Origin of the sequence: Devosia sp. Root436, from assembly GCF_001426345.1 — a bacterium.
Taxonomy (GTDB): Bacteria; Pseudomonadota; Alphaproteobacteria; order Rhizobiales; family Devosiaceae; genus Devosia.
This window is the reverse complement of record NZ_LMEM01000014.1, coordinates 215,162-238,337: the sequence shown is the minus strand read 5'-3', so window position 1 is coordinate 238,337 and position 23,176 is coordinate 215,162. Positions and strand designations below refer to the sequence as shown.

Genomic DNA, 23,176 nt, shown 5'->3' with positions numbered 1-23,176 from the left:
GCAGGTAGCATCGCACCCCATCGGCAGGCCGGTTGCCTGCGGCGATGGAGTGACGCTATGGACGAATGGCCCCCAGTTCGCTGCCCCCGCTTCGATGGCGAGCGCATGGAAAGCTATCGCCGGCGTTATGAAAGGGTCTCGGAGATCGTGACCAAGTTCCGCCGCGGCCTCTATCCCGCCGAGGTCGCCGACGAAATGGAAGCCCTCCTCGATCGCCTTCGCTCTCCCGAACTGGCAGAAGAACAGGTCTAGACATCCGGATTCCGGCCGTCAGCTTCTGACCTGAGCCCAGCCGCCGCTCCGCTCGCTCTCCAGGATCGCGTCGAGTACGCACATGGACCGGATTGCGTCTTCAACGCCGTAGGGCAAGTCTTGCTGCCCCAGCACCGCCAAAGCGAACGCTTCCGCCATGTCCGAATACTGATCGCTGGGCGGGATAATTTCGCGGCGCGACAGATGCCCATCGACACTGTGGCCGGGGTCGATGAGGATAGAAGTGGCGTCACCCTGCCGCGGCGTGAACGGAACGCAGATTTCCGCACGCGCCCTGGTGCCGAGTATGTGTATCGACTGGGTGCGGCTCAGCTGGGTGGACACCATGAAGACCATCTGCCGGCCGCCGCCGAAATCGGCGATGACGCTGGCCTGCCTGTCGGTGCCGAAGGCAGGATCGCGATCGACAAGCGCCACGACACGCAACGGTTCGGCCTCGAAGAAGAAACGGCCGCTGGTGACGGCGTAGCCGCCGATATCCAGCAGTCCCCCGCCGCCGGTCTCGCCTCGGTTGCGGATATTGGCGGGATTGACGTTGTGGTAGTTGAAGGTCGCGTTGAGCCCGCGAACCGTGCCCAGTTCGCCCGAGCGCACGATCTCCCGCATGCGCAGCCACTGGCCATGAAAGCGCACCATGAAGCCTTCCATGATCAACCGGTCCGTCCTGGCGCCCCGCAGCTTTCTGGCCTCTTCCGCATTGACGGCGATAGGTTTCTCGCACAGCACATGCTTGCCGGCGGCATTGGCGGCCAGGGTCAGCTCGACATGCAGGTGGTTGGGCAGCGGGTTGTAGACGGCGTCGATTTCCGGATCGGCCAGCAGGTCCTCATAGGATCCGTAGGCCCTGTCTATCCCCAGCGCCTGGGCGGCGGTGCGCGATGTGTCCAGCGTGCGCGAGGCAATGGCGACGACTTCCGAATGGGGAGATTTCTGGATAGCGGGAATGACCTTGGTCAATCCGATATTGGCAGTCGACAGAATCCCCCACCGCACCTTGCCGGACATGTGTCTCTCCGTCCGCTCAGGGCGCCAGCGTCTTGATCAACGCGGAATGGTCCTGGTCACCCAGCCCTTCGGCCAGTGCCTTGTTCATCAACTGCTGCAGGCTGGCCGAATGCGGCAGATAGAGGTCGAGCGCCTTGGCAGCCTCCATGGCGAGGCCGATATCCTTGCGATGCAGGCGAATGCGGAAGCCGGGATCGAAAGTCTGCTTGACCATGCGGTCACCATGCACTTCGAGAATGCGCGACGCGGCAAAGCCCCCCATCAGCGCTTCACGCACCTTGGCGGGATCGGCGCCGGCCGCCTTGGCCAGCAGCAGGCCCTCGGCCACCGCCTCGATAGTGAGACCGACGATGACCTGGTTGACCACCTTGGCCGTCTGCCCTGCCCCGACTCCGCCGATGCGGGTGATGTTCTTGCCCATCAGGTCCAGGAGCGGGCGCGCGCGGTCGAAATCGGCTTCCGATGCGCCGACCATGATGGTGAGCGATGCCGCCTTGGCGCCGACCTCTCCGCCGGAGACCGGGGCATCGACATAGCCGGCGCCCAGCCCGGCGATGCGGGCCGCAAAATCCTTGGTAGACACGGGGGAAATCGAACTCATGTCGATCACCAGCTTGCCGTCCGAGAGACCCTCGGCAACGCCCTCGGCGCCAAACAGCACCGCTTCCACATCCGGCGTATCGGGCACCATGAGGATGATGACATCGGCCGCCGCGGCGACCGCGCGGGCGCTGTCGTGAGCCTTGCCGCCTGCCTCGACGAGATGCCGGGACACGTCCTTGACCCGATGCAGATGGACCTCATGCCCGGCAGCAATCAGATGCCCCGCCATGGGCCGCCCCATGACGCCCAGGCCGATGAAACCGATCTTCATGCGTGTATGCTCCAATCCTTGAACCAGCCCAGCCCGGCGCTGGTGCCGGCCAGCGGCTTATATTCGGCGCCGACCCAGCCGGTGTAACCAGCCGCGTCCAGCGTCTTGAAGATATTGGCGTAATTGATCTCGCCGGTGCCCGGCTCGTTGCGGCCGGGATTGTCGGCGATCTGCACATGGGCGATGCGCGATTGCAGCCGCCTGAAGGTCGCCAGCAGTTCACCCTGCACCACCTGCATGTGGTAGAAATCGTATTGCAGGTAGAGATTGTCGTGGCCGACGGCGGCGGCGATACGTTCGTAGTCGTCGGTGGAATTGACGAGGAAGCCCGGAATATCGCGGGTATTGATCGGCTCCAGCAGCAGCTTGATGCCGGCCGCCGCCAGGCGCGGCGCGGCGTAGCGCAGATTGTCGATCAGCACCGCCTCCAATGCCGCGCGATCGTGTCCCGTCGGGGCGATGCCGGCGAGGCAATTGACCTGCCCGCAATCGGTGGCGGTCGCATAGGCGATGGCCGTGTCTATGCCCTGGCGAAACGCCTCGACCCGATTGGGATGACAACCGATGCCGCGCTCGCCCGCCGCCCAGTCGCCCGCCGGCAGGTTGAACAGCGCCTGGGTCAGCCCGTTATCGGCCAGGATGGTCTTGAGATGGGCCGGGGTCTGGTCATAGGCGCCGACATATTCCACCGCCGCGAACCCGTCCGCCGCCGCTGCCGCGAAACGGTCGAGAAACGGCAGGTCGGGATAGAGCATGGAAATATTGGCGGAAAAGCGCGGCATGGTCAGGCTCCCTTGAGCGGGCCGGGATAGCGGGTAAAGTCACCGCCCCGGCAGGCCTTGAGATAGTTGAGCGCATGGACCTGGCCGACCATTTCCAACTCCTCGCGATAGACCGGATCGTGCCAGCCCTCGATATCGATGGAGCCCGACCAGCCGGCCAGCCGCAATTCGGAGATGACGTCCGTCCAGTTGGTGTCGCCGAAGCCGGGCGTGCGCATCCACACGGCTTTTTCCTTGCCACCATAGCCCTGCGACCTGATCACGTCCCAGCGAATGGTCGCGTCCTTGCCATGCACGTGGAAGAATTTATGCGCCCATTTGCGGATTTGTGGGATGGGATCGATGAGATAGACCATCTGGTGGCATGGCTCCCATTCGAGCCCCAGATTGTCCTCCGGCACCGCGTTGAACATCAGTTCCCAGGCGTCGGGATTGTGGGCGATGTTCCAGTCGCCGCTTTCCCAGTTGCCGCGCATGGCGCAGTTCTCGAAGGCGATCTTGACGCCCTTGTCGGCGGCGCGCCTGGACAGCTCGGACCAGACCTTCTTGAATTGCGGCAGGCTTTCCTCGATGGGCCGGTTGCGGATGCGGCCGGTAAAGCCGGCGACGCAGGTGGCGCCGAAATGGTGGGCATTGTCGATCAGGGCTTCCCAGCCGCGCAGGGTGTCGATGTCCTTGGGCTGTTCTTCTAGGGGATTGCCGAACATGCCCAGCGTCGAGATGGTGACGTCGCGGTCTCCGATCACGTCCTTGAGGCGCTTGGCCAGTTCGGGCAGGTCCTTGTTCACGGTCTGCCAGAAATAGGGCTCGATGCTTTCGAAGCCATGCGGCAGGATCTTTTCGAGATACCCCACCGGATCGGGCTCGTGCCCGCGGATCATGGTGCCGATGCGAATGGCTTTGGGGTCTATGGCCATGAAATATCTCCTAGATGACGATTTCGACGCGCCCGCCCTGCCCGACGCTGTCGATGGCGCCGAGAACCATGGCGAGGCTCTTGATGTTTTCGTGTCCGACGGTTTCGGGCAGCGGCCCGCCGCGCGTGGCGGCGATGAAGTCGGTGATGACGCCCAGATGCCCGCCGATGCGGTCGGCGGGATCGAGCGCGGGAATGGCGACAGGCTCGATGGCGGGGAGTAATTGGCCGCCGCCCGGAACACTGCGCTCGGCACGAATGTCGTCGGCGCCGTCCCAGACTACGCTGCCCGTCGTGCCGACGATGCGCCAGGCGCTCTCCCAGCTCGTGCGCAGGCCGGGCGCACACCATGAGCCGCGATAGGTGAAGACGGCGCCGCCGGCGAAACGGAAGCTGGCAAGCGCCGAGGAACCCTCCCGGTACCAACTGCCGGCCGGGTTCCACTCCTCGGCATAGACCGAGGCCGCCGCGTCATCGGCGACGAAGCGCGCCGCGTCGAAAGTGTGGATGGCCATATCGAGCAACAGCACGTGCGCCATCTGCTCGCGGAAGCCGCCGAAATGGGGATCGAGGAAGAAATCGCAGTGAATGGCGGTGAGCTCGCCGATGGCGCCGGAGGCGACCAGCCGCCGGATGCGCCGGAGCTGGGCCAGATAGCGCCGGTTCTGCACGACGACATGGAGACGGCCGGCCGCCCTGGCGCGCGCGACCAGGTCGCGGGCCTGTTCCATGGTTTCGGCCATGGGCTTTTCCGACAGCACATGCGCGCCGGCCGAGAGGGCCGTCGAGACGATCTCGTGCCTTGCAGCCGGAATGGCGACGTCGAGCACGATGTCCGGCGTCAGCCGCGACAGCATCGCCTTGAGATCGGTGCCGATTTCGGGCGCGATGCCCTGCTCTTCGGCGCGCTTTTCGGCATTGGCCGGGTTGATATCGACGATGCCGACAATGTCGACGCCGCCAATGGTCTTGATGGCTTCGAGCCATTTGCGGCTCATGGCGCCGGCACCGGCGAGTACGGCTTTCTGATGGATGGTCATGGTCTCAGGCGCTGGGTTGCAGATCGGGGTTGAAACGGGTGCGGTGCAGCATGCGCTTGTGGCGCGGATCGGGATTGGGCACGGCCGAAATGAGGGCGCGGGTATAGTCGGCCTCGGGTGCGGTGCAGATTTTTTCGGCCGATCCCACCTCCACCACCTTGCCGCGATGCATCACCGCCACGCGGTCGCAGAAATACCGGACCACCGAAATGTCGTGCGAGATGAAGATGAAGGACAGGTCGAGCCGCTGCTGGATATCCAGCAGCAGGTCGAGAATCTGGCTGCGGATCGACACGTCGAGCGCCGAAGTCGCCTCGTCGGCGATGATCACCCTGGGATCGAGCGCCAGAGCGCGGGCAATGCCGATGCGCTGGCGCTGGCCACCGGAAAAGGCATGCGGATAGCGCTCCATCACCGCCGGATCGAGCCCGACCAGTCCCAGCAGCTCGGCCACCTTCTCCTCGATCTGCCTGGCCGTATGGCCACCGGCGACGACCAGCGGATCGCCGATGATCTGGCCGATGGTCATGCGCGGATTGAGCGAGGCGAAAGGGTCCTGGAAGATCAACCGAACATCGGCATGGAATTTCCGCAAGCCGGACTTGGAGAGAGCCGTGACATCGACATCCCGCCCCTGGCGATCCCTGTAGAGCACCTGGCCCGAACTCGGCTCGACCGTACGCAGGATCAGCCGGCCCAGCGTGGTCTTGCCCGATCCGCTTTCCCCGACAATGCCGAGATTTTCGCCGGCATTGAGGGTGAGGCTGACACCGTCCACCGCCTTGACGGCGAATTTGCTGGTGCCGAGGAACCCGCTGGCGCCCCCATAGACCTTGGTGAGGTTGTGCATCGTGAGGATCGGGCCCGGTTCGCCCCCTTGCCCGGCGCGAACTTCGGCCGCCTGTTCCAGCTTGAGAGTCGAGGCCAGCAGGCGCTTGGTATAGGGGTGCCTGGGGGCGTGAAAAATGTCGTCGACCGAACCCTGCTCGACGATCTTGCCGAAGCGCATGACGGCGACATCGTCGGCCACTTCAGCAACGACGCCCATATCGTGGGTGATGAGCAGCATGGCCATGCCGCGCTCGACCTGCAGGCGCTTGATGAGATCGAGGATTTCGGCCTGGGTGGTCACGTCGAGCGCGGTGGTGGGCTCGTCGGCGATCAGCACGTCGGGATTGCAGGCCAAAGCCATGGCGATCATGGCGCGCTGGCGCATGCCGCCGGAAAATTCGAATGTGTAGCGGTCCGCCATTTCGGCTGGATTGGGGATTTCCACCTGCCCCAATAGCGCGATAGTCGCGGTGCGGGCGGCGCGCTTGTCGAGCCCCGCATGCAGGCGCAGCATTTCGTCGATCTGGCTGCCAATGGTGTGGACCGGCGATAGCGACGCCATCGGCTCCTGGAAGATGAGGCCGATGTGGGCGCCGCGCACGGCACGCACAGCCTTGCTGTCGGCCGCCAGCGGGGCGAGATCGAGCTCGACACCATCCTTGCGCAGCAGGATGCGGCCGCCGGCCATGCGGCCGGGTCTGTCGACAATGCGCAGCAGCGCTCGGGCGGTTACCGACTTGCCGGAGCCGCTTTCGCCAACCAGCGCCAGGGTGCGGCCGCGATGGAGGTCGAAGCTGACATTGCGCACGGCATGCAGGATATGGGTGCGCAGGTGGAAATCGAGCGACAGGTCTTCCACGCTCAGGACGGGACTATCCATGTTCGCCTCCTCAGCTTTCATAGGGATCGGCGGCATCGCGCAGGCCATCGCCGAAGAAGTTGAAGGAGAGCACCGCGATGACCACCGCCAGACTCGGCCAGATCAGCAGCCAAGGCGCGGTGGAAATGGAGCGGATATTCTGGGCATCCTGCAGCAGCACGCCCCAGCTCACCACCGGCGCCTTGAGGCCGACGCCGAGGAAGGACAGCGAGGTTTCCGCGATGATCATGGAGGGCACGGCCAGGGTCACCACCGCCAGGATATGGCTGGTAAGCGAGGGCAGGATATGCCGGAAGATCACCCGCCGCTCGCTCGAGCCATCGAGCTTGGCCGCGGTGACGAAATCCTCGTTGCGCAGGGCGAAGAAGCGGCCCCGAACTTCACGGGCGAGCCCGGTCCAGCCCAGCAGCGACACGATGACGGTGATGACGAAATAGACCTGCACCGGCGACCAGGTCAGCGGAATGGCCGCGGCCAGCCCGAGCCAGAGCGGGATGGTGGGCATGGCGCTCACCACCTCGATGATGCGCTGCACTACCGTATCCACCCAGCCGCCGAAATAGCCCGAAATACTGCCGAGCACGACGCCAAGCATGAGCGACAGGCAGACGCCGATCAGCCCGATCGACATGGAAATGCGGGTGCCGTAGATCAGCCGGCTCAGCAGGTCCCGCCCCAGGCGGTCGGCGCCAAGCAGATACATGGGCTGGGTTGGGTCGAGCGGCCCGACCAGGTGGCGGTTGCTCTCGAAAAGCCCCCAGAACTTGTAAGCCGGACCTTCGACGAAAAAGCCTATCGGCACGATGATCGAGTCATCGACCACGAAGGTTCGGCGCAAGGCTTCCTGGTCGATCTCGACCTTGTAGCCCTTGATATGGGGCTGGAACGCGCCGTCGGGCGTGAACAGGCCGATGCTCTGCGGCGGCGCATAGGTGAACTGGGCCCGGCTGGTATCGGGCAGGCCCGGCGCCAGGAACTCGGCGAGGGCGCCGATGAGATAGAGTGCCAGGATCAGCCCACCGCAGAATACGGCCAGCTTCTGGGCCAGAAACTTGCGGGCGATGAGCGTCCATTGGCCGGCTGCGGCATCCGATGTCGGGGCGAGGCCAGGCTTGAGGCCGCTGATGGCGGGGCCGTCTTCAAGCGCGGCATCGTCGAGGCTGGGGGTCATGGTCATGGCCGATACCTCAATTGTAGCGGATGCGCGGATCGAGCAGCGCAAGCAGGATGTCGGAGACCAGCATGCCCACCAGGGTCAGCACGCTGAGCAGCAGGATGAAGCTGCCAGCCAGGTACATGTCCTGGGCCACCAGCGCCCGCAGCAGCAGCGGGCCGGCCGTGGGCAGGTTGAGCACGATGGCGGTGATGGTGACGCCGGACACCAGTTCGGGCAGCACCCAGCCGATGGCGGAAACGAAGGGATTGAGCGCGATGCGCACCGGGTATTTCACGATCACCTTGTATTCGGGCAGGCCCTTGGCCCGCGCCGTGGTCACATAGGGCTTGGACAATTCATCGGTGAGATTGGCGCGCAGGATGCGGATCATCGCGGCGGTGCCGGAGGTGCCGATGACGATGATGGGAATCCACAGATGCATCATCAGGTCCCAGAGCTTGGCCCAGCTCCAGGGCGCATCGACATATTCGGGCGAGTAGAGGCCGCCAACCGACTGGCCGAACACGCGGAACGAGACATACATCAGCGTCAGCGCGAAGATGAAATTGGGCACGGCCAGGCCGATGAAGCCGAGGAACGTGAAGACATAGTCGCCCACCGAATGGCGCCGCACGGCCGAATAGATGCCGATGGGCAGCGAGACCGCCCAGACGAACAGCAAAGCGGCAAAGGAGAGCGCCAGCGTCGTGCCCATGCGCGACCAGATCACCTCGGCGACCGGCTGGTTCCATTCGAAGGAAAAGCCGAAATCGCCGCGGAACAGAATGCCGGCCATCCACTTGCCGTATTGCAGCCAGATGGGCTGGTCGAGCCCGTATTGCGAGCGCAGGCGCTCGACGGTGGCGGCATCGATCGGCGCGCCGCCATCGGCCAAAGTCGACATCAGCGAGGTCAGGTAATCACCCGGCGGCAGTTGGATGATGGCGAACGAGATGATCGACATGCCGAACAGCGTCGGGATCATGTAGACCAGCCGCTTCAGGATATAGTTCAGCATTGCCATTCCTCCAGGCTTGGCACAGTCAGGTCCAGCTCAACTGGACCACTTCCATGGTTTCCAGCCCCGGCACATCCACCACGGCGCGGCCATCCACAAGTTCGAAAGGAACATCGCGCCCGGCCACCAGCAGCCTCGCCTTGCCGACCTGACGCCCCCCTGGCACCTCAATCGTGACTTTTAGCGGACCAACCGGCCAGGTTTCGCGCAGCGGGCCCTTCATCATCATCGGATTGGTGAGGTTGAGCAGGCACAGGGCCCTGCCCTCTTCACCCTCATGCAGGGCGACATCGAAGACGCCACGTCCCTCGATCTCGATTTGCGGCGCCTTGCCCAAGGCCCATTTGACGGCATTGGCGATCAGCCGGCCCTGGTCGGGCGCCAGATAGGTCCAGAACACCTCGCCGATATTCCACGGCACATAGACGACGCGCCCGCCCGCCGCGGTGGTGCGCGCCACCACGCCCGCGCCCTGCGGCGGCAGGCGCGGATAGACTTCCTCCATCGGCAGGTCGGGGAAATCAGGGACGGTGAGGAACGGCAGATCGACATCGCCGGTGGCTTCGACGGCGATGAGCTTGGTGCCCCCGATGATGCGCTGCGCCGTGCCGAAACCCTCATTGATCGGGTGCAGGCCGTTGAGCGCGACATAGCTGTTGCGCACCCCGCTGCGCGGCGGACTGGTCATGGTGACGCCGAACACGTCGGCGAGACCGAAATCGGCGCGGGCCGCGCCCTTTTCGTCGTAGAGCGAAGTTTCATGCGCTGCGACGACACTGCCGCCGGCGGCCACATAGTCGCGAATGGCCTGGCACTGCGCGTCGGAGAGATAGGTGGCATTGGCCAGGATCACCAGTTTGAAACGTCCCAGCGCTTCGGCAGTCATCACCTGGTCGGACAGAAATTCGAAGGGCAGGCGCGCCTCGACCAGTGCCTGGTAGACGCCAAGGTCGTTGAGCTCGGCCAGGTGCCGCTTCTCCGGTGCCCAATGGCGCAGGGTGGTGGCCGGGTCGATGACGGCAATCTCGGCCGTCGGCTGCATCGTGCCGAGCACCGGTTCGAGATCGGCATGCAGGCTAAAGGAATCCACCACCGGCTCGACCCAGCGGTCGTCGGGAATGCAGGCATTGAACTTGGTGAACCAGGGGAACAGCCCCTGGGTGATGCCGGCATGCACCCATTGCTCGATCTCGGGACCGGTCTGCACCGAATCCTTCCAGCGCGGCTCCTCTTCGGGGCCGATGGAGGTGATGAGGCCGACCGGACGGTCGCGGAAGGTGGCGCGGATGCGCTTGCCGTTGCGGCCGGCCGACCAGCCCAGTTCCACATTGCGCCGGCCTTGGTGATCGACGAACAGGATGGGGCAATGCTTCTGGATAACCGACAGGTCGAATTCCATGAGCGAGGAGCCGCTCATATTGGGAATGAAGCTGGCATGGGGGCGCACGGCTTTGACGGCATCGTCCCAATGGGCCACGAGGCGGGTGAGCACGGTGCGGCGCCAGGCCGCCCAGGCTTGCCATACGGGGTCGTCCGCATTGCTGCCTTCTGGCAATTCATAGCCGCTGGCGCTGCGGAAATTGCCCTCGCAGGCCTTGCAATAGCAGACGCCATGGCCCTGCCAGCGGTTTCCGAACAGGGCGTCGATGTCGTATTTTTCGGCGATCTCGACGATCACCTGGGTCATGAAGTCGAAATTATAGCTCGAATATGCGCAGGTGACGTAGATGCCCGGCAAAGCCCAGTGTTCGCGCGGCTTGCGATCCTTGGTCAGCGACACCCATTCGGGATGCGCCTTGGCGGCGTCGGCATGGATGGCGTGCGGATCGACGCGGGCCATGACATGCATGTCGAGCTTGCGCGCTTCCTCGACCAGCGTGCCGAACGGGTCGGTATCGCCGAGATATTTCGAGACATAGTGCAGCGGGATTTCGCTCGGATAGTAGGCGATATAGCCACCGGCCGAGAGGCAGAGGGCGTTGGAGCGCGTGCGCTTGAACACATCGACCCAGAAGGCCGGATCGTAGCGCTGCGGATCGTCTTCGACGAAGGTGAGCTGGGTCCAGCGTGTCGCAGTCTTGTACCAGTCTTGTGTCCGCAATTCGGCTGCTGGTCGGTCTTCGAGCTTGAGCATCGGGGCGTCCGGGTCTTGGCGTGAGAAAATCACGCCGGCGACGACTGGCGTCGCCGGCGCGCAGTGCTGACGTTGGGAGGGGTCAGCTGATGAAATACTGTTCCGGGTTGGTCGGCGCCGGCGTCGGATAGCCCCAGGAATTGGGCATGGACTTGGCCATGTTATGGATGTGGTTGGCGACGATGCCATAGCCGTTGAGCGGCAGGGTCACGCCGAAAACGTAGAACTGATCGGCGGCGATCTGCAGGATCTGCGCCATCAGTTCCTGCTGACGGGCCTGGTCCCCGGTCTGACGCAGTTCGTCATAGAGCGCGAACTGCTGCTGGGTGGCTTCTGGCGGCTCGACCGCGTCGGGCGAGGTGGGATCATTGTACCAGATCTGCCAGCCCTTGGCGTACATGGCCTCGGTGGTGTTGGGGAAGAAGTAGCGCGGATCCAGAATGGCCGCGATGCCGCCATTGCCGCCGAACTTGTGCACCGTGGCGTCGTATTCCCCGCCCTGGCGCACCCGCACTTCCCATAGCGAACGGTCCATGGTGCGCATCTGTGTGTCGATGCCCGCGGCACGCAGCATGGGCAGCACGAGCTGGAAGGAATCCACGAACGTCGTGCGCACCTGGTCGATCTCGAAGATGATGGTGAGGCGCTTGCCATCCTCCATCAGCCGGTAGCCCTCGCCATCCTTGTTGGGCAGGATGGTGTCGAGCAGCTCATTGGCCTTGGCCAGGTCGAACTCGGTGTATTGAGTGGCCAATTGCTCGTTATAGAGCGGGTCCTCGGGGCGAATGGCCGGCTGGGCCGGCGCGCCCTGGCCGATGAACACCGTATCGATCACCGCCTGCCGGTCGATGGCGTGGGACAGGGCGATGCGGAAATCCTTGTTCTGGAACAAAGCCCGCTTGACCGGATCGACATGGGTCAGGTTGAGCTGGAACACCATCTCGTTGGGTTCGGTGGAGGTGGTTGTATAGAAATCGTAGCCGCCGGCCTGCTTGCCATCGAACAGCACCGCGCGGTTGGCCGGCGTGCAGATCCACTGGTCGATCACGTCGATCTCACCCTGCAGGGCCTTCAGCAGCAGCACCTCGTTATCGGCCGCCACGGCATAGGTGAGCCGGTCGATATAGGGGAGCTGGTTGCCCGCTGTATCGACCTTGAAATAGTAGGGATTGCGTTCGGCAATCGAATATTCCGCCGATTCCCCGATGGGCTGGGTGATCATCCAGCCGTAAAGGGTCGGCATGTCCTTGTTCTTGAAGATTTCGCCGTCCACGGCGATGCCGCTCTTGATCTGGAACAGTTGCACCCAGCCGGTCAGGCCCTGGTCGGTCGCCAGCTTGTCGGCATCGGGATTGTACTTGATGTGGAACTGTTCGAGGTAATGGCGCGGCGCCCGCGTCGAGCGGTCGTCATTGGCCCAGGCCAGGCGCAGCGGCAAGAGGCCATTGGATTCGGGGAAGACGATGCGGAACGTGGTCTCATCCACCTTCTCGAACTTGGCGGTGCCGCCATCGAGCGTACGCAAAGGCGTCGGCGGGCTGACCGTCAGCTCCTCGTTGAGCAGCACATCCTCATAGAAGAACATGATGTCGTCGGTGGTGAAGGGCTGGCCGTCGGACCATTTGTGGCCCTCGCGCAGCTTGAACGTATAGACGGACGCATCCTCATTGGCCTCGAAGCTCTCGGCGACATTGGGGATGACGCCGGTCCAGTCGGGCGTGTAGCGCACCAGCGGCTCGTAGCCCTGGTAGCGATGCATCATGTTGAGCGAGCCGCCACCCACCAGGGCCGTGCGCAGATCGCCGCCATAGGTGCCGACGCTCTCGAGCGGCTGGACCACCATGGGATTGACCGGCAGACGCTCGGCGACCGGCGGCAGGGTACCGGCCGCCACTGCTTCGGCCAAAGCCGGAGCCTCCTTGAGCTGGGATTGGGCGAAAGCCGGAATGGCCGGCAGGATCATGGCCGCACCGGTGGCGGCCAGAAATGCTCTGCGACTGATAAGGGTCATGAATTCCTCCTGCACCCGGGCACCTAACGCAGCGCTCTTCGGGCTAACGCAAGCCTTTCAAGCGACGATTGTTAGGTCAACATATTTTACAAAAACGTTTACGGTGTGGATTTCTAATAGCTAACATATTGATTATTCGATACTTAATCGAATTTCACTACAAAACATTGCGCAAACCAATTGATGTGATAGAACCTAACAAAATCATGGTGGACCGATGAAAAAAGTCACGCTGCAGGACATTGCGGACAATCTGGGCGTCTCCAAGTTCGCCGTATCCCGGGCGCTCGCCGGCAAGGGTGGCGTCAGCGCCGAGACGCGCGACAGGATCAACGGCAAGGCGGTGGAACTGGGTTATCTGCGCGCCGTGGACGGCGCCGCCAAGCGACCCGCCATCCACATCGTCTTCAATGACCACGATCCGGTAAACAGCGAATTGTGGATGCAGATGCAGAACGGCATCCAGACCGAAGCGTCCCGATCGGGCTACGAGGTGCAGATCCACTGGACGCGGCAGGCCGAGCAGGTCGGCAATATCGTCAGGGTCAGTTCCGGCATCGTGCTGGTCGGCCAGCATGAGCCCGAGACGCTTGATACCGTAAGGCGCTCCGGCAAGCCGGTGGTTCGCCTGGGCTGGGTGTTGCCGCTGGAGCCGGTCGACCAGGTTGCCGGCGCCGATCACGAGGCCGGCAATGCCATCGGCCAGTATCTGCTGTCCAAGGGGCATCGCCGCATTGGCTTCGTGCACGGCGCGCGGGTGCTGCGCGGCCGCATGGAGCGCCTGTTCGGACTGCGGGAGGCGCTGCTGCCGCAGGACGATGCCAGCGTCTGCGAAATACAGTACGAAGACGAGGGCTTTACCGGCGCCTTCCTCGCGCTCAAGGCGGAGGGCGAGATGCCCACTGCCCTGTTCTGCGCCCATGATGGCCTGGGCGTGCACGTTATCTCCGAACTGCACCGGATGGGTTACCGGGTTCCCGAGGATATCTCGGTGGTCGGCTACGGAGACTTCGCCGCCGCCCGGCAAATCTCGCCCATGCTCACCACCGTTCGGCTTCCCGGCGCCGATATGGGCGTCGCCGCGTTTCGTTTGCTGGTCGAGCGGATCAACAGCGGCAAGCACCAATTGCCGCCACAGCGCGTCATGCTGGTGCCCGAACTGGTGGAACGCGCCTCGGTGGCGATCCGTCCAGCGGGCACGCAGCGTTAGCAGTGATTGGCTGGGGTGCCAGGATTCGAACCTGGGAATGGCGGTACCAAAAACCGCTGCCTTACCACTTGGCGACACCCCAACGTGGCGCGGTTCCTACACGGTTTGCCCGGGCTTCGCAACACGGCCACAACACCGGTAAAAACCCTGCTCTAAGCGCTTGAACGGGACGGCAACCGCAGCTATAACCCGGCCCATCGCGACAGGCAGCGCGCGCCCTAAAACCGGCCCGCTGCCAGCAAATCCCGTGTCGCCTTCCTGACGGAGTATAGCGCAGCCTGGTAGCGCACCTGCTTCGGGAGCAGGGGGTCGAGTGTTCGAATCACTCTACTCCGACCAATCAACCCCGGCGTCTGCGGACGTCGGGGTTTTTTATGCCGGCAGAGTCAGAACTGGAGAGGCCGGACGCCAACCGCGCGAACCCGTAGCTAAAGCAAAGCCTGCTCGTTGCGGCCCATGAAGCGGAAGGCGATGTAGACGGCGCAGCCGCTCAGCACCAGCAGCACTGTCGACAGGGCCGCGGCGGTGCCGAAATCGCCATCGAGAATGAGCAGGTAGATGCGTACCGGCATGGTCATTGTGCTGCCCACATAGAGCACCAGCGATGACGACAGTTCGTTGATCGCCGTCACGAAACTGAGCATGCCACCGGCAATGATGCCCGGCACGATCAGCGGTACGGTGATGCGCAGGAAAGCCTGGAACGGGCTGTAGCCCAACGACACTGCCGCCTCCTCCATGCTGGGCGATATCTGCCGCAGCGACGAGGCGGTGGTGCGCACCGTATAAGGCAGCCGCCGGATGAAGACCGAGAGGATGATGATCGTCGCGGTCCCCGTCAGCACGATGGGCCCGGTATTGAATGCCGCGATGAAAGCGATGCCGATGACGATGCCGGGCATCACATAGGGCACCATGAAGGCGCCATCGAGCAGGGCCGTGTTGAAGTTGGTGCGGCGCGCCACCAGCACGCCGACCACGGTGCCGACAATGACGATAAGCACCACCGCGGCAATCGAAAAGGTCAGCGAATTGCGCACCACGTCGCCGAGATTAAACAGGATGCGCTCGTAGCTCTGAAGCGCGAAGCCGCTCTGGAACACCGGACCGCTGGTCTTGCGGAACGAATAGATCACCGAGATGATGACCGGCATGGCCCCGCACAGGCCGATGAAATAGACCGCGAAATGCGCCAGCACATTGCGCCAGCCCTTGAGCCGGATGCGGCTCGGCTTGTTGATCATGTTGCCGTGGTAGACGTTGCGGCGCGACATGTAGCGCTGCAGCATGACGAAGACCATCGACACCAGGATCAGGATCACGCTGATCGTCGTGGCCATCGACATGTTCGAGCCCACTTCGGCCGAATAGAGCGTGAACGCCTCGGTCGCCAGCACGTTGTAGCCGCGCCCCAGCAGCCGGGGTGTGCCGAAATCGGCAATGGCGTGGATCAGCGCCAGCAATCCGCCCGCGGTCAGCGCCGGAAACACCATCGGGAACGAGATTTTGAAGGTGCGTTGCAGCGGCGTCAGGCCCAGCCCTTCGGCGGCTTCTTCCAGCGAGCGGTTGACGTTGCTCAGCGCCCCCGAAACCATCAGGTACACGTAGGGATAGAATTTGAGCGAGAAGACGATGAGGATGCCGCCAACGCCGTAGATGGGCGGCATGTTGATGCCCAGGTCGCGCAGGAAGCCGCGCACCACCCCGCCCGCGCCAAACAGCACGATCCACGAATAGGCCCCGATAAAGGGCGGCGATACCAGCGCCAGGATGGCCAGCAGCGACACGAACCTGCCACCGCCGATGACGAAGCGCGACACGCAGAACGCCATGATGGAGCCGAGCAGCAGCGCCCCGAGCAGCCCGCCGAAGCCGACGACCAGCGTATTGACGAAGGCCTGGTGGAAGCGCGGTTCACCCAGGAATTTGAGGTAATTGGCGAATGTCGGATTGCCGCTCTGGTCATAGAAGCTCGAAACCAGAACCGAGCCGACCGGGATGAACAGCAGCACGAACAGCAGCAGCCAGGTGAGGATCATCACCACGGTCCAGAAATTGAAGCGTGGCATGGCGGTCACCCCTTCCGGCCGAGGCGCTGGCCCTCGGCATCGAAGGCCATCGGAGCGCTTTGCGGAACAACGACGGACACCTTTTCCCCGGCAGCCCGGCTCGCCGCCATGCCCGGATTGGCCAATTGCACCACGAGGTTACCGGCCGGCGTTTCCACCCCGACATGGGCCTCGCGGCCAAGATATGTAAACTTCGTCACGATACCGTCGAGCACTGCCGCATCGGCCGGCGCGGTGGCACCGGACGCGATCAGGCCGAGATGTTCGGGACGGACAGCCCATGCCGCGGCGCCGGCGGCCGACAGCCCGAGATGCCCGAGCATCGCATCAAGCGCCGCGCCGGGATTGAAGAGATTGAGCGTGCCGACGAACTCGGCAACAAATCGCGTCTGCGGGTTGCCATAGATGTCCTGCGGCGTGCCAACCTGCTCTATGCGGCCGGCATTCATCACGCAGATGCGGTCGGAAATGGCCAGGGCCTCTTCCTGGTCATGCGTCACGTAGATCGTGGCGATATCGACCTGTTTTTGAATATCGCGGATTTCCTCGCGCAGCTCGATGCGCAGCTTGGCGTCGAGATTGGACAGCGGCTCATCCATCAGCAGCAGCTGCGGATTGATCACCATGGCGCGGGCGAGGCCAATGCGCTGCTGCTGGCCACCGGACATGGCGGCCGGGAGGCGGTCTGCCAGGGCACCGAGGCGGACGGCGTCCAGCGCCTGGGTTACGCGGGTCTTGATCTCGGCAGCCGGGACCTTGCGCGGCTTGAGGCCGAAGGCGACGTTGTCGAATACACTGAGATGGGGAAACACCGCATAGTCCTGGAACACCATGCCGATATCGCGCTGGTGCGGGGGCACGACGCGCAGGTTGGCGCCGTTGAGGGTGATCTCGCCCGAAGTCAGGTCATTGAAGCCGGCAATCGATCGCAGCAATGTGGTCTTGCCGCAGCCGCTCGGCCCGAGCAGCGTGAAGAACTCGCCGCGTTCCACCGCGACAGACACGCCATTGAGCGCCATGAAGCTCTGCCCGAACTGTTTGGTGGCGTTGCTGACCGTCAGGTAGCTCATTGCGTCGTTCCCCCTGCGAGCGCTGTTGGTGCATATGACACCGACAAAGTTTCGTATTGCAACAATTTTCGGCGTGGTTCAGGATCAAATCGATCTTGGATTGATCGAAATCGAACGGGAGGACTCAAGTGAACATTCGTAAACGTACATTTCTGGCTCTGTCTGCCGCTGCGCTGATCGCGTCCACTTCCATGACCTCGCTGGCCTTCGCCCAGGATGGCACCGTGGTCATCTACACTGCCCACAAGTCGTCGATCGTCGATACGCTGCTGCCGATCTTCGAGCAGGAAACCGGCCTCAAGGCCGAAGTGGTCAAGCTCGGCTCGGGCGACATCGCCAAGCGCGCGCAGGCCGAAGCCGGCGCCCCGGCAGCTGACGTCATCTGGTCGATTTCGGGCAGCCAGCTCACCGAACTCAAGGATCTTCTCGAGCCCTACACGCCGCCCGAATTCGACAAGATCGACCCGCAGTTCGTCATGGACCCGTCCTGGACGCCCTATACGGCCGTGGTCTACGTTCTGGCGGTCAATACCGACCTGCAGCCGCTCGACAGCGCACCCAAGACCTGGGCCGAACTCGCCGATCCCAAATGGGCCGGCCAGATTGCCAGCGCCCGCGCCGATGGCTCGGGCTCGGCCATGCAGCAGTTGCAGACCGTGCTGACCGTGTTCGGTGACGAGGGCTGGGCCAAGTATGCAGAGATCGCCAAGAACTTCGTGTTCACCGACAGCTCGGGCGCCGTGCCGCGCTTCGTGGCCGATGGCGAAACCTCGATGGGCCTGACGCTCGAGGACAATGCACTCGAATATGTCCAGGGCGGCGCACCCATCTCCATCGTGCACCTGACCGACGGCACCGCGGCAACGCCCGATGGCGTAGCGTTGGTCAAGGGCGGGCCCAATCCGGAAGGCGGCAAGGCCTTCATCGACTGGGCCATGTCCAAGTCGACCCAGGAAAAGCTGGCCATGGATATCGGCCGCCGCTCCGTCCGCATCGACGTCGCCGGTCCCGCGGGCACGCCTGATCTGGCTGACCTGACCCTGGTCAATGTCAAGCCGCTGAGCGATTTCGGCGGCGCCGAAGCCGTGCTGGCCGAATGGCGGACTGCCATCGGCGAATAGGCCGGCAGCAGGTTTGACGACACACGACCAAAGCAGGACTAGATGAGGCAGCTTGAAGCATTTTCGCTGGGCAAGAAGTTCGGCCATCCGGAGACCAACGAAGACAGCCTCGTGGTCATGCCAAACCTCGGTTACGCCGTCATCGACGGCGTAACCGACCGCAACGGCACACGCTATGGCGGCATGCTCTCGGGGCAGTTCGCCTCGCGCACCGTCAAGCGGGCCATCGAGATATTTCTCCTGGCGCAAGGCCAGAAGGACCAGCCGCAACTGCAGTTCCAGGGCGGCGAGCATTTCGTCGACTATCTCGGCAAGGCCATTCATGCCGGCTATGCCGCCCATGGTGCCCTGGCGGCGGTCGAGGCTGACTGGAAGCTGCGCGGCGGCTGCACCGTTATGGCCGCCATGCTGATCGGCGATCGGCTTGAAATCGTCGCCGTCGGCGACAGCGGCATTCGCGTCAACGGCAAGGACACCCTGCAGGTGCTCAAGCCGCTGGACGACGTTACCGCCATCCTGCGTCGCGAGACCTGGCGCTACTTCGAGGCCCTCGGAAAGCCGACCGACGAATGCGACCGCCTTGCCGGGTCCATGACCTGGCAGGGGACACGCAACCAGCCGCATGACAGTGTGACGGCCAATGGCGACGTGGTGGCGGCAATCGAAGCCAGGGCCCTGTCAGCGAGCAGGGAGCACCTGCCCGGCGTGCCGGAAAGCGAATTGCTGCTGCTGATCCAGCACGGCATTTCCCACGGGCAAGGCAAATTTCAGAACGTCACTGAACCCGTGCTGGGCTATGGCGGCATCGATGGCTTCGCCGTGCCCGGTCGTTTCGTGGAAACCCGCAGCTATCCGCTGGCCGACATCCATACAATCGAGTTATTCTCGGATGGCTATTTCAAACCGGGCACCGGATTCGGCGTGGCGTCCTGGGAAGCCGCCTTTCAGGACGTCGAAGCCGAAGACTTTCACAAGATCGGCCGCTATATGAGCACCAAGGGGACCACGTCCACGCAACTGACGGACGACCGCAGCTATCTGGGTGTGCGCCTAAAATGAGCGGCGAAACCGCGCCCGGGGTGGGCGCCGGGCCTGGAATGGCGCCGCCCGAAACCGGTCGGGCGGGCGAGCGGCGGCAGGCAATCCTTCAGGCTGTGCGCGCGAATGGCGCGGCCTCGGTTGCCGAACTGGCCGCCCGCTTCGACGTCACCTACCAGACAATCCGGCGCGACCTTCGCACGCTCGAGCTGCAGGGTCTGCTGCAGAAGGGTTTCGGCGGCGCCTTCGCCTCGCCGGGCGTCGCGCACCATACCCATGACGAGCGCCACAGCATTCAGGTCGCGGTGAAGCGCCAGCTCGTCCTGGCGCTGGAGGAATTCCTCGTTCCAGGCGCCACCACTTTTGTCGGGCTCGGCACGACATTTGACAGCCTGCACGAAGTTCTGGCGCGTCACCCCGGCGTGCTGATCGCCACGCCAAACCTCGAGGTGGCCCACTCCTGCGCCCTCAAGACCGACGCGACGGTCTATGTCTATGGCGGCTATGTGCGCAACAAGGATTCTTCCGTGCTGACGCTGGCCGACGACAGCCGGCAGCGCTTCAAATTCGATGTGGCCGTGATCGGCGCCAGTGCCATCGATCGCGACGGCACTGTGCAGGAATTCGATCCGATGGAGGTCGATCTGGTCCGCTCCATCCTGCCCCATGCGCGGCAGGTCATCCTGGTGGCCCATGACGAGAAGTTCGAGCGGCGTGCGCCCCATGTCGTGACGCAACTCGCCGATGTCGATGTGCTGATCACCAACGGAGACCCGACCGCGCGTTTTGACGACCCGTCGGTCCTGGATCATACACGGGTCATTGCCCTGGCCTAGCGTCGGTCTGGTGCGGCACAGACGGTACGATGGATCGTTAGTCCGGAGCCAGACCGGGCTCGGGCTTCGGTCCCAGGAAGGAAACAGTTTCGAGTACGCGATCGATCATCTGCTGGGCCGCTTCCACCTGGGAGTGGAAATCCAGTACCCGTTCGGGAAGCTCGGCCCCCGCAACCTCCCACAAGGCAGTGCCAAGGTCCGTGCCGGTCTGGCTTACCCGGTGCGATATTTCGTGGAGCACGCGATGCGCCTCGATGCGGCCGATCCGGTCCGACAGATGGATCATCATCGCCTCGGTGTGGATCAGCCCATTGGTCAATTTCAGGTTTCGGTCCATGCGTCCCGCATCAACCTCCAGCCCCGCCAGCATTTCCTCGGCGAGGGATACGGCGCCGGACAGATGCTGGACGGCATCGCTGAGGGCGGCGCGCTCGCGGTAGCCATGCCCGATACCGCGCTCGTGCTCCTGAAGCATGGTGCCATACAGCACGCCAGGGACATGCTGTACGCTGCGCGCCGCTTCGATGATCGCCTCGCAGATCACGGGATTGCGCTTCTGCGGCATGGTTGATGAACTGCCGCGCCCCGCCGCGGCCGGTTCCTGGACTTCTCCGACTTCCGTGGACATGAGATGGGCCACATCGACCGCAACCTTGGCAAGCGCGGCCAGCAGCGCCGCGACGGCGCCGGCCAGGGCAACCATCCGGTCGCGGCTCGCATGCCAGGAAATGTCGGGTTCCACCAATGACAGGCGCTCGGCCAGCCGGCGGCGCACCGCCATGCCATCGGCGCGCAATGAAGCCAAGGTTCCCATCGCGCCCCCGAATTGCAGCACCGACGCCTCCTCCAACGCCCGGGCGAGACCGATGCGCGTCCGGAATATCTGGTCGAGCCAGACGGCAATCTTGTAGCCGAACGAGATCGGCACGCCGTGCTGCAACTTGGAACGGCCCACCATCGGCGTCCGCCGGTGCAGATCGCACAGCCTGGCCAGCAGGCGTTCCACCCGTGCCGTATCGGCCAGCGTGATATTCAGAACCTCGCGCATTTGCAGCACTTGCGCGGTGTCCATGACATCCTGCGTGGTGGTGCCGAAATGCACCCATTGCCCGCTCTCGCCTGCCCTGCTGGCCAGCATTGCGACCAGCGGCACGATCGGATAGCCGACGACGGCGGCGGCTTCGCGCAGCGCATCGAGGTCAAGGTTCTCGCGGCGGCAGGCGGCGACGATGGGCGCGATCGCCTCCCGCGGGATCACCCCGAGTTCGCCCTCCACCTCGGCTAGGGCAGCCTCGACGCGAAGATAGGCGTCGACTGTTCCGGCTTCGCCAAAGACATTGGACGCGCGCCGGTAGCCGGTGGTCTGGGTCAGCAGGCCAGGAGCAGTCGCTGCGAGGCTCATGGCATTTACTCTTCCTGGAAGGCCACGTCGCGCCTGGCCCTGATGCTGGGCAGCAGCACCATGACGAGCAGGGCGATGGCGCCAACCAGCAGCGCGCAGCTGATCGGCCGGGTGAACAGCACGCTGGCATCGCCACGGTTGATCATCAGGGCGCGGCGCAGGTTTTCCTCCATCATGGGCCCGAGGATGAAACCCAGCAGCAGCGGGGCCGGCTCGCAATCGAGCTTGCGCAGGACGTAGCCAACCACACCGAAGGCAGCGAGCAGGAAGACATCGAAAGTCGAATTGCTCAGGCTGAAGGCCCCGATGGCGCAGAACACCAGGATGGCCGGGAACAGGAAATGGTAGGGAATCCCGATCATGCGCACCCACAGCCCGATCATCGGCAGGTTCAGCACCAGCAACATCAGGTTGCCGATCCACATCGACACGATGACACCCCAGAATAGCGCGGGCTGCTCTATCATGACGGAGGGGCCGGGTTGGATGCCCTGTATGATCATCGCGCCTATGATCAGCGCCATGATGGAGTTGGAGGGCACGCCCAGGGTGAGCATGGGTATGAAGGCGGCCTGGGCACCGGCATTGTTGGCCGCTTCCGGCCCGGCAACGCCTTCGATGGCGCCCTTGCCGAATTCATCGGGAAATTTGGACAGCTTCTTTTCGACCGTATAGGAGGCAAAGGAGGCCAGCATCGCCCCGCCGCCGGGCAATATGCCCAGCAGTGAGCCTAGCGCCGTACCCCGGATGATCGGCGCGGCCATGCGCCGGATGTCCTCACGGTTGGGCAGCATCTTGCTGATCGCCCCATCGGACACCGAACGGCCGCTCTCATCGCCCAGATTGGCGACGATTTCCCCGAGTCCGAACACGCCCATGGCGACGATGACGAAGCTGATGCCGTCCTGCATGCCGGTTATGCCGAAAGTGAAGCGCTGCACGCCCGAATTCACGTCAGGGCCGATCAGGCCAAGCAGCAGGCCAACGATGACCGTGCCGAAGGCTTGAAGCAGCGAGCCATGCGCCAGCACCAGCGCGGCTACCAGCCCCAGGCTCAACAGTGAAAAATACTCGGCCGGACCGAACTTCAGCGCCACCTCGCCCAGGATCGGCGCGAAAAGCGCGATCAGCAGCGTAGCGATGGTGCCGGCAATGAAGGAACTGATGGCAGCCGTCGACAGCGCAACTCCGGCGCGGCCCTTGCGCGCCATCTGATAGCCATCGATAGCCGTGACGACCGAGGAGGGCTCGCCCGGCAGGTTGACCAGGATGGCGGTGGTCGAGCCGCCATATTGGGCGCCATAATAGATGCCGGCCAGCATGATAAGGGCGTTTTCCGGCCCCATGGTGAAGGTGATCGGCAAGAGGATGGCGATGGTCGCAGTCGGACCCAGGCCGGGCAGCACGCCGATGGCCGTGCCGAGAAACACGCCGACGAAGCAATAGAGCAGGTTGGTAAGGCTGCCGGCCGTTTGCAGGCCGATCAGGAGATTGGCGAAGATGTCCATGG

General features: G+C 63.7%; 19 protein-coding genes and 2 tRNA genes. 6 read left to right on the top strand and 15 right to left on the bottom strand.

The window, feature by feature from the left end; genetic code table 11:
* The first annotated feature begins 57 nt into the window (after positions 1 to 57).
* The gene (locus ASD04_RS17365) at positions 58 to 252 is read left to right on the top strand and encodes a hypothetical protein (protein WP_056259751.1); all 195 of its coding nucleotides are present in this window, start codon (positions 58 to 60) and stop codon (positions 250 to 252) included.
* Positions 253 to 270: 18 nt separating this feature from the next.
* Here ASD04_RS17365 and ASD04_RS17360 read toward each other — a convergent pair whose 3' ends face one another.
* The 10 genes from ASD04_RS17360 to ASD04_RS17315 all read right to left on the bottom strand — a co-directional run bounded on the left by ASD04_RS17360 (position 271) and on the right by ASD04_RS17315 (position 12,920).
* Positions 271 to 1,278, bottom strand: coding sequence for a Gfo/Idh/MocA family oxidoreductase (locus ASD04_RS17360; RefSeq protein ID WP_056259749.1), 1,008 nt, complete (start codon positions 1,276 to 1,278; stop codon positions 271 to 273).
* A gap of 16 nt (positions 1,279 to 1,294) precedes the next feature.
* Positions 1,295 to 2,152 (bottom strand): 2-hydroxy-3-oxopropionate reductase, encoded by an 858-nt coding sequence (locus ASD04_RS17355; RefSeq protein ID WP_056259747.1) that lies wholly within the window; start codon positions 2,150 to 2,152, stop codon positions 1,295 to 1,297.
* Entirely contained in the window at positions 2,149 to 2,934 is a 786-nt protein-coding gene (otnI, locus tag ASD04_RS17350) for a 2-oxo-tetronate isomerase (RefSeq protein ID WP_056259745.1), read from the bottom strand. The genes ASD04_RS17355 and otnI overlap by 4 nt, the downstream gene beginning before the upstream one ends.
* A 2-nt stretch (positions 2,935 to 2,936) precedes the next feature.
* Positions 2,937 to 3,851 carry a sugar phosphate isomerase/epimerase gene (locus tag ASD04_RS17345; protein WP_056259743.1) on the bottom strand — a complete coding sequence of 305 codons (915 nt, stop codon included), beginning with the start codon at positions 3,849 to 3,851 and terminating at the stop codon, positions 2,937 to 2,939.
* Between the two features lie 10 nt (positions 3,852 to 3,861).
* Positions 3,862 to 4,890 (bottom strand): Gfo/Idh/MocA family oxidoreductase, encoded by a 1,029-nt coding sequence (locus tag ASD04_RS17340; RefSeq protein ID WP_056259741.1) that lies wholly within the window; start codon positions 4,888 to 4,890, stop codon positions 3,862 to 3,864.
* 4 nt (positions 4,891 to 4,894) lie between these two features.
* Positions 4,895 to 6,601 (bottom strand): ABC transporter ATP-binding protein, encoded by a 1,707-nt coding sequence (locus ASD04_RS17335; RefSeq protein ID WP_056259740.1) that lies wholly within the window; start codon positions 6,599 to 6,601, stop codon positions 4,895 to 4,897.
* 10 nt (positions 6,602 to 6,611) lie between these two features.
* Positions 6,612 to 7,778 (bottom strand): ABC transporter permease, encoded by a 1,167-nt coding sequence (locus tag ASD04_RS17330; protein ID WP_056259737.1) that lies wholly within the window; start codon positions 7,776 to 7,778, stop codon positions 6,612 to 6,614.
* Between the two features lie 10 nt (positions 7,779 to 7,788).
* Entirely contained in the window at positions 7,789 to 8,775 is a 987-nt protein-coding gene (locus tag ASD04_RS17325; RefSeq protein WP_056259735.1) for an ABC transporter permease, read from the bottom strand.
* Between the two features lie 25 nt (positions 8,776 to 8,800).
* The gene (locus ASD04_RS17320; RefSeq protein ID WP_056259733.1) at positions 8,801 to 10,909 is read right to left on the bottom strand and encodes a family 10 glycosylhydrolase; all 2,109 of its coding nucleotides are present in this window, start codon (positions 10,907 to 10,909) and stop codon (positions 8,801 to 8,803) included.
* A gap of 82 nt (positions 10,910 to 10,991) precedes the next feature.
* Entirely contained in the window at positions 10,992 to 12,920 is a 1,929-nt protein-coding gene (locus ASD04_RS17315) for an ABC transporter substrate-binding protein (RefSeq protein WP_056259731.1), read from the bottom strand.
* Between the two features lie 217 nt (positions 12,921 to 13,137).
* On the opposite strand from ASD04_RS17315, the gene ASD04_RS17310 reads away from it, so the two are divergent.
* Positions 13,138 to 14,130, top strand: a complete 993-nt coding sequence (locus tag ASD04_RS17310; RefSeq protein ID WP_056259727.1) for a LacI family DNA-binding transcriptional regulator — start codon at positions 13,138 to 13,140, stop codon at positions 14,128 to 14,130.
* A gap of 7 nt (positions 14,131 to 14,137) precedes the next feature.
* Here ASD04_RS17310 and ASD04_RS17305 read toward each other — a convergent pair.
* Positions 14,138 to 14,212: transfer RNA gene (locus ASD04_RS17305), tRNA-Gln, on the bottom strand.
* 180 nt (positions 14,213 to 14,392) lie between these two features.
* Here ASD04_RS17305 and ASD04_RS17300 point away from each other — a divergent pair.
* Positions 14,393 to 14,469, top strand: a tRNA-Pro gene (locus tag ASD04_RS17300).
* Positions 14,470 to 14,558: 89 nt separating this feature from the next.
* On the opposite strand, the gene ASD04_RS17295 is transcribed toward ASD04_RS17300, so the two are convergent.
* Positions 14,559 to 16,199 carry an iron ABC transporter permease gene (locus ASD04_RS17295; RefSeq protein ID WP_156461311.1) on the bottom strand — a complete coding sequence of 547 codons (1,641 nt, stop codon included), beginning with the start codon at positions 16,197 to 16,199 and terminating at the stop codon, positions 14,559 to 14,561.
* Positions 16,200 to 16,204: 5 nt separating this feature from the next.
* Positions 16,205 to 17,269: an ABC transporter ATP-binding protein gene (locus ASD04_RS17290; protein ID WP_056259723.1), complete on the bottom strand. Its 1,065-nt coding sequence runs from the start codon at positions 17,267 to 17,269 to the stop codon at positions 16,205 to 16,207.
* Between the two features lie 128 nt (positions 17,270 to 17,397).
* On the opposite strand from ASD04_RS17290, the gene ASD04_RS17285 reads away from it, so the two are divergent.
* From ASD04_RS17285 to ASD04_RS17275, 3 genes are read left to right on the top strand one after another with little or no spacing between them, the layout of a single operon-like run.
* Positions 17,398 to 18,390 carry an extracellular solute-binding protein gene (locus tag ASD04_RS17285; protein ID WP_156461310.1) on the top strand — a complete coding sequence of 331 codons (993 nt, stop codon included), beginning with the start codon at positions 17,398 to 17,400 and terminating at the stop codon, positions 18,388 to 18,390.
* A gap of 42 nt (positions 18,391 to 18,432) precedes the next feature.
* Positions 18,433 to 19,449, top strand: coding sequence for a hypothetical protein (locus ASD04_RS17280; RefSeq protein WP_056259720.1), 1,017 nt, complete (start codon positions 18,433 to 18,435; stop codon positions 19,447 to 19,449).
* Positions 19,446 to 20,264, top strand: coding sequence for a DeoR/GlpR family DNA-binding transcription regulator (locus tag ASD04_RS17275; RefSeq protein ID WP_082531320.1), 819 nt, complete (start codon positions 19,446 to 19,448; stop codon positions 20,262 to 20,264). Before ASD04_RS17280 ends, ASD04_RS17275 begins: the two co-directional genes overlap by 4 nt.
* Before the next feature lie 37 nt (positions 20,265 to 20,301).
* Here ASD04_RS17275 and ASD04_RS17270 read toward each other — a convergent pair whose 3' ends face one another.
* Together ASD04_RS17270 and ASD04_RS17265 are read right to left on the bottom strand one after the other, a co-directional pair.
* The gene (locus tag ASD04_RS17270) at positions 20,302 to 21,666 is read right to left on the bottom strand and encodes an adenylosuccinate lyase family protein (RefSeq protein ID WP_056259715.1); all 1,365 of its coding nucleotides are present in this window, start codon (positions 21,664 to 21,666) and stop codon (positions 20,302 to 20,304) included.
* Between the two features lie 5 nt (positions 21,667 to 21,671).
* Positions 21,672 to 23,174, bottom strand: coding sequence for a tripartite tricarboxylate transporter permease (locus tag ASD04_RS17265; protein WP_056259713.1), 1,503 nt, complete (start codon positions 23,172 to 23,174; stop codon positions 21,672 to 21,674).
* Positions 23,175 to 23,176 lie beyond the last annotated feature (2 nt).